The organism is Xenorhabdus sp. IM139775, from assembly GCF_028598745.1.
Classification (GTDB): Bacteria; Pseudomonadota; Gammaproteobacteria; order Enterobacterales; family Enterobacteriaceae; genus Xenorhabdus.
This window is the reverse complement of the sequence record NZ_JAQRFK010000122.1, coordinates 1-4,512: the sequence shown is the minus strand read 5'-3', so window position 1 is coordinate 4,512 and position 4,512 is coordinate 1. Positions and strand designations below refer to the sequence as shown.

The 4,512-nt window shown below is 45.9% G+C and carries 4 protein-coding genes and 1 pseudogene; 4 read left to right on the top strand and 1 reads right to left on the bottom strand.

Annotated features, from left to right (window positions below; translation table 11 throughout):
• On the top strand, window positions 1-769 hold a 769-nt coding region (locus tag PSI17_RS15900), incomplete at its 5' end, for a pyridoxal-dependent decarboxylase (RefSeq protein ID WP_273552896.1).
• 72 nt (window positions 770-841) lie between these two features.
• Here the strand turns inward: PSI17_RS15900 and PSI17_RS15895 are convergent.
• A pseudogene (locus tag PSI17_RS15895) lies at window positions 842-1,480 on the bottom strand (LLM class flavin-dependent oxidoreductase); the annotation flags it as partial.
• Between the two features lie 411 nt (window positions 1,481-1,891).
• Between PSI17_RS15895 and PSI17_RS15890 the strand changes: the two are divergent.
• From PSI17_RS15890 to PSI17_RS15880, 3 genes are all read left to right on the top strand, one after another.
• A complete protein-coding gene (locus PSI17_RS15890; protein ID WP_273552895.1) occupies window positions 1,892-3,001 on the top strand; it encodes an S-(hydroxymethyl)glutathione dehydrogenase/class III alcohol dehydrogenase in 1,110 nt (369 codons plus the stop codon).
• Window positions 3,002-3,100: 99 nt separating this feature from the next.
• A complete protein-coding gene (fghA, locus tag PSI17_RS15885) occupies window positions 3,101-3,931 on the top strand; it encodes an S-formylglutathione hydrolase (RefSeq protein WP_273552894.1) in 831 nt (276 codons plus the stop codon).
• Window positions 3,932-4,048: 117 nt separating this feature from the next.
• A partial coding sequence (locus PSI17_RS15880; protein ID WP_273552893.1) for a hypothetical protein occupies window positions 4,049-4,512 on the top strand: 464 nt, incomplete at its 3' end.

Here is a 4,512-nt window from a genome sequence, read left to right as displayed (position 1 = left end):
CCTGAACAGGCTGGCGGATATCGCGGAACAGGCGCAATGCCATTTCCATGTTGATGCTGCCTGGGGCGGTGCCAGCTTACTGTCTGAACGCTACCGGGATTTATTTGCCGGCATCGAACGTGCCGATACGGTGACGATTGATGCCCACAAACAACTGTATGTGCCAATGGGCTCAGGCATGGTTCTGTTCCGCCAGCCAACCCTGGCCAACGCGATTGCCCAACATGCCAATTATATTGTGCGCAAAGGGTCGAAAGATCTCGGGCGCCATACTCTGGAAGGCTCCCGCAACGCAATGTCGCTGATGCTGCACAGCAACCTCTATCTGCTTGGCCGACAGGGATTAGCCCGCCTGATAGATGCCAGCATCGAAAAAGCCCGGCAGTTTGCCGATCTGATCCATCAGCAGGCGGATTTTGAATTAATCAGTGAACCGCAGCTTTGCCTGCTGACGTATCGCTATGTGCCGCCAGAAGTATTACAGGCCCTGCGGGAAGGTGCGGCACCGGTCAGGCAGCAACTGCATGAATTACTTAACACGCTTAATCAGGATATTCAGGCTCGCCAGTGGGCGGCGGGAACATCCTTTGTTTCGCGCACGCACCTCAAACCGGTGCAATGGGATCGGCAACCCACCACGGTTTTGCGTGTCGTGCTGGCAAATCCACTGACGACCTTGGAAATACTGGAGAATATGCTTGAGGAGCAGCGCCGCTTAGCACGGCAAAGCCCGTTCTGGCAAACTTTACAGGATTTAGTCTGTGATTAATGGAGATTACCCAATAGATTTCAAGCTTTCACTGCACTGTAAATTGAGATCTATTGGGTATCAATGCGTTATTCAATCCGATTTTTGCTCCAGTTCCCGAACAAGCGGGATCAGATTTACACCGACTTTCTTATATTCAATAATGCGTTGGGCGATTTGTAATGGCGTGCCGATAAGGTTGGTTTTGAAGCCATCATTATACTGTACAAGATCTTCAAGTGTTGATTTTGCCCAATTTCCCTCTTTTTACCGCGTCAAAGTCACTGTGATCCAAAATACCCTGTAATACTGCACGGCGGCCATTTCCTTGGCAGCTCTGGAGCTCCCACCTTGAAAAATCTCCGGTCGTGGCGCAAGCGGTTTAGGGTTTAAAACATAATCATGGAAACGATAAAAATCACCAAAGAAACTAAAAGCAGGTTGTGACCAGATCCCTTACAAACAACGAATAAACTCTTCAGAACGTAAATAACGTTCTTCATGATCCAACCACGGTTCACCAATCGCTTTAAATTCACCGCGAAACCAGCCACTTACAATATTCACCGCAATGCGGGCACCATAAAGCTGACTGATTGTTGCGATCTGTTTAGCGGCCAGTACCGGTTTCCAAGGCCCCGGCAAAAGGGCTGCGATGATTTTCAATTTATTTGTCACGGACAGCAGATCTTGCGAAAACGTCATCGATTCATGCTGGTTTTCAGCACCATAAATCAGAATATGTCACGACTCAGTCGGAACATTTATCATTTCCAATAATTTCATTGATTGATTCAACATAAGTTAATCAATGAGCCATATTATTGATACAATCCGATAAAATCTATTGGTTATTATTTTATTTTAAATAATTTACACGAAATACTATTTATGGTCTAAAGTTAATGAATAAACCTTGTCGTTATGACAAGACAATAGTGATGACAAGACAATAGTGATAAGAATGGTTATGTGAGGAAAGAGAGGGTCTGTCGAATCTTATTAAGATTGAATTGATTTTATCTATGGATAACGTACCGATAAATAGCCGTGTTGGCGTATTCTGATATTGTAACGAATTGAACGGACAATTTAGACTCCGCTTTTTATCTCAAATTATGTTAACAAAAAGAGGGATATTACATGAAATCACGCGCTGCCGTTGCCTTTGAACCAAACAAACCACTCGAAATTGTCGAAATTGATGTCGCTCCCCCCAAAGCGGGTGAAGTGATGATAAGGATCAGCCATACCGGTGTCTGCCATACCGATGCCTTTACCCTTGCCGGCGGCGATCCTGAAGGCGTATTCCCGGTTGTCTTGGGGCATGAAGGGGTCGGTGTCGTCGTCGAGGTCGGTGAAGGGGTCACCAGTGTAAAACCGGGTGATCATGTCATTCCATTATATACGGCGGAATGTGGCCAATGTGAGTTCTGTCAGTCTGGAAAAACCAACCTTTGTATCGCCGTCCGTGAAACTCAAGGTCAGGGCCTCATGCCGGATGGCACCACCCGCTTTTCTTACAATGGGCAGCCTGTCCATCATTACGCGGGATGTTCCACATTCAGTGAATATACCGTCGTCGCGGAAGTCTCACTGGCAAAAATAAATCCGGCCGCAAACCATGAACAGGTTTGTCTGTTGGGCTGTGGTGTCACAACGGGGATCGGTGCCGTGCACAATACCGCCAAAGTGCAACCGGGAGATTCTGTTGCCGTTTTCGGACTGGGCGGGATTGGGCTTGCGGTTGTTCAAGGCGCGCGCCAAGCCAAGGCAGGCCGTATTATCGCCATTGATACTAATCCGGCTAAATTCGGGCTGGCCAGACAATTCGGGGCGACGGACTGCATCAACCCCAATGACCATGACCAACCGATTCAACAGGTTATTCTGGCGATGACAAAATGGGGCGTTGATCATACTTTCGAATGTATCGGCAACGTTAATGTCATGCGTGCCGCGCTTGAAAGCGCACACCGGGGATGGGGGCAATCAATCATCATTGGTGTTGCGGGTGCCGGGCAAGAAATTTCCACGCGTCCATTCCAGATTATTACCGGACGGACATGGAAAGGTTCTGCTTTCGGCGGCGTAAAAGGACGCAGCCAGTTACCGGGCATGGTGGAAAAAGCCATGAAAGGTGAAATTGAACTTGCCCCGTTCATTACCCACAAAATGCCGCTGGAAGACATTAATGAGGCTTTCGAATTGATGCTTGGAGGTAAATCGATCCGGACGGTTATTCACTATTGACTTACGCTTTATCGTAGACAGAAAACCGTGTTGCAGGCCAACACGGTACCTGACAGGCAATAAAATAATCACTGCAACAGATGATTTTTGGGAGAAGTCATGAAAAGAATTGAACATCACGCCTGTTTTGGTGGATGGCAGAATGTCTATCAACATGAATCAAACGTTTTGGGTTGCCAGATGCGTTTTTCCGTTTTCTTTCCCCCTCAAATTAGCGAAAGAAGATTACCGGTTCTTTACTGGCTCTCTGGCCTGACCTGTACCGAGCAAAATTTCATCACCAAATCAGGGGCACAACGGTACGCGGCTGAACAGGGTATCGTTATTGTTGCCCCGGATACCAGCCCACGGGGTGATGATGTCGCTGACGACCCTGCCTATGATCTTGGCAAAGGGGCAGGCTTTTATCTCAATGCCTCAAAATCTCCCTGGGCTTTACACTATCGTATGTATGATTATGTGGTTTCAGAACTCCCCTGCCTGATTGAAACGCACTTTGGGGTCACGGATAGACGGGCAGTCAGCGGGCACTCAATGGGAGGTCATGGCGCAATCGTCATTGCATTGAAAAATCCGGGGCGTTATTGCAGTGTTTCAGCATTCTCCCCCATTGTGGCACCGGGTCAGGTTCCGTGGGGAATAAAAGCATTTTCGGCCTATCTTGGCGAAGACCGATCTGCCTGGAAAGAATATGACACGGTAGAACTGATCAAGAATGCAAAAGAGCCACTCCCTATTTTGATTGATCAAGGCCTCAATGATGACTTTTTGACTGAACAGTTACGTCCCCAGTTATTGCAAGATATTTGCGCTGAAATCGGTTATCCGGTAACGATAAATCTTCGGCCAGAATATGATCATAGCTATTATTTTATTGCCAGTTTTATTGAAAGTCATATTAGTTATCATGCCAAGGCAATGCAGAAATAGACTGAGGAGAAATAATCATTCAGTGAATAATCCACGGGTTATTTTTTATATTACATTTTCGAAGGATCATGACTCCCATTTTTTCGTTTGTTATTTAATACACTAAGGGGAAATTCAATGAACTCACTCACTCAACATCATGGCCAATCGAAAGAAATTGCCGGATTGGATTTTTTTGCCATCGCTTTGATATCACGTCATAGAGTAGATTACATGTTTGCGAATGGTAACATGCAAGTTGGCGTGATTATTGCGATACGGGCACTCGGCGATGATGGTAAAATAGTCCAATTATCCGATGAGCAGCTAGATAGTATTCAATTGATTAACTATCGTAACGGTAACGCATTATCAGGTGGATGGTCATACAGCTCAATCGAAAATAGTTATGTCCATCAATATCCTGTTGGATTAGCTCAATCAACCCTTGACTCATTACATGAAGCGCAACTGGATAAGCCGTATCAACAGAAAATTTATTGGTTAACAACAACCAAAGTTGAGCCAATCCAGATCAGTGCACAAATTTTACTAAACCAACAATATACAACAAGAGATTCTGAATATTATAAAGTTGTCAT